The organism is Robinsoniella sp. (assembly GCF_034124845.1).
This window is the reverse complement of sequence record NZ_JAWYAJ010000609.1, coordinates 1-2,481: the sequence shown is the minus strand read 5'-3', so window position 1 is coordinate 2,481 and position 2,481 is coordinate 1. Positions and strand designations below refer to the sequence as shown.

Below are 2,481 nucleotides of genomic sequence, written 5' to 3'. Positions count from 1 at the left end.
ATCTGCGATTCTCTTTTCGGCAGTTTTCTTTTCAACCTGATACAGCCTGCTCTGAAATACCATATTTTCCATTAAAGAAAGGTGCTCATCAACAGATATTTTCTGGGAAACACAGGCAATCTGCGTTCTAATCCATGCCGCTTCACTGCTCAGATCTTTTCCAAATACTTTTACCTTTCCGGAACTGGGCTTATAAAATGTGGTCAATATTTGGATAAGGGATGATTTTCCTGCACCATTTTCACCCAGCAGGGAAAAAATATTACCGGTGTTTACGTTCATGTTTAACCCATTTAATGCACAGACTCCATTTTTATATTTCTTGACCAGATCCCTAATTTCAATTGCAAACATGCTATTCCTCCTCACATATAGGAAAAATGATTTCCGTCACGTATTTCTGGGGGTTACCTTTCAACAGCATTCCGGGGCCTTTTATATAAACCTCCCGAAACGGCATCTGAACCTTCCAATTTCTCTCTTTCACATATTGTTCCATAGCGGCATATGCATTTCCCAGTGTTTCATAAGGGCCTGTATGAGTGGTACATAGTGCGCGTACCCGGGGCATTTCTTTTCTTTCAATTCCATTTCCCTTTGGGATCTCCTCCGTAGGCACACATAATTCCATCTCGGCATACTTCGTATCCGGATTCATTTTATAATAACAGAAAAATGGTGCACCATTAGACCTTCCGCTAATCGACTTGAACACATTGGGAAATACTTTATTAGCCTGATCTGACACGCCTTTGTAACGTACAAATACAATTCGAATTGGTTCTATTTCTTTAATTTCCATGTGATAACTCATTTTTATACCTCCTGTATATCTCTTTCTACTTCTCTTCGTCCGGTTTTGTTACTGCAATCCACACCTCTGCTTTGCTGCTCATTTTATTGCCGCTTGGCATGGGATACACCTCAATATCCGGAAAATGGGCATATTCATAATTGGAAAACGGAAGCCATTCCGTCAGGAATCGTCTGAATATAGACTGTACCGAATCCCGGTATGGATCATCCCCTTCAAATACTACCCAGGTTGCAGCGGGAATCTCAAGCTCTGCCATGCCTTTGGGAACCTTCCGATCCGTGCGTGCTGCAATATAGTAGTAGATATTTTGGGGATCCTCATAAGATGAGACTCCAAAAATGTCAGAAACACCCTCATCCGACAGATTGCAGATTTCCTGATAGGCAGGACTATTCAGCATTTTTTCCCAAAACTTTGGCACCATATGAAAATTATACTCTGAATCTTCTTTTAAGGCTGTCCTTACGCCTGCTAAACGAAATGCTTCTTTATGCTCTATGCGGTACCTCATATTTTCACCTCCTGTTACTGTTATGGAAAAACTAATCCTGGGATAAGCACTCAGCATCGTCCCTTTCGTCCGGGCTGCCGTTGGCGCTGCACCGTGAACGTTCTGGAATGCACGGTTAAAAGCTGTCGGTGACTGATATCCATATTTCATCCCAATATCCATAACTTTAATATTGCTGGTCTGTAATTCAAATGCCGCCAGAGACATTCTTCTCCTGCGGATATACTCCGATAAACTAATTCCTGCAATGTAAGAAAACATACGTTGAAAATAGTAGGTAGAGCAGCATGCCAATTTTGCCGCCTCGTCATAGGATATCTCACCTACCAGATTTTCCTCAATATAATCGATTGCCCTGCTGAGCTGTCGCAGCCATTCCATCTCACCGCCTCCTTTCTGTTTTACAGTTTATCATAATATAATTTTTATATCCTCTCTTTTGATGTCACCTTCGGTAAGTATTACCATAAAACTGCTGGCAAATTTCAAATTTAACACTCGAAAAAAGCTGCCGGTACTATACCAGCAGCTTCTCACTGTTATCAAATTCCAACTCTAAGCATCTCCCCTGCCACTTCCTCCATCCTGCTCTCTAAATTCTTACCATCAAATTTTGACAGCCTTAGTTCGCTGTCTATTTTCCCATCCTGCATAAATAGGATACGTTCTGTTCTGGCGGCTATTTTAGGATCATGCGTTACCAGCATTACTGCCGTTCCCTCTGCATTAATTTCAGAGAAGATATCCATGATTTCCTGGGCGGCATTGGAATTTAGCGCACCCGTTGGTTCATCTCCAAAGATAATTTTCGGATCACTCATTAGGGCACGGCATATTCCGGCGCGCTGCAGCTGTCCTCCGGATACCTGCGTGGTATCACGGTTTTCCAGCTTCTCGATCCCTGTCTTTTTCATCAGCAATCTGGCTTTATCCGTAAGCTGCTTTACATTTTTTCTTCTGCCCGCCATGGATGGAAGAATGATATTGTCCAGGATGTTCAGATTTTTCAGCAGCGTTGGCTGTTGGAAGACAAATCCCATTTTTGTTCTGCGTATGTCAGCCAGTTCCTCTTCCCCATATGCTGACAAATCCATGTTATCGAACATTACCTTGCCGCTGTTGATCTCATCCATACCGCTCACAGCATACATCA

At 42.4% G+C, this 2,481-nt stretch carries 4 protein-coding genes; all 4 read right to left on the bottom strand.

Translation table 11 applies throughout. The features are described from left to right. On the bottom strand, positions 1 to 354 hold a 354-nt coding region (locus tag ACH2DQ_RS29920), incomplete at its 3' end, for an ATP-binding cassette domain-containing protein (protein ID WP_395028897.1). A gap of 1 nt (position 355) precedes the next feature. After that, on the bottom strand, positions 356 to 814 hold the full coding sequence (locus ACH2DQ_RS29915) for a GyrI-like domain-containing protein (protein ID WP_395028895.1): 459 nt from the start codon (positions 812 to 814) through the stop codon (positions 356 to 358). Between the two features lie 25 nt (positions 815 to 839). Further along, positions 840 to 1,709 carry an effector binding domain-containing protein gene (locus ACH2DQ_RS29910; protein ID WP_394914499.1) on the bottom strand — a complete coding sequence of 290 codons (870 nt, stop codon included), beginning with the start codon at positions 1,707 to 1,709 and terminating at the stop codon, positions 840 to 842. 161 nt (positions 1,710 to 1,870) lie between these two features. After that, positions 1,871 to 2,481: ABC transporter ATP-binding protein (locus ACH2DQ_RS29905; protein WP_395028892.1), on the bottom strand; the 611-nt coding region annotated here is incomplete at its 5' end.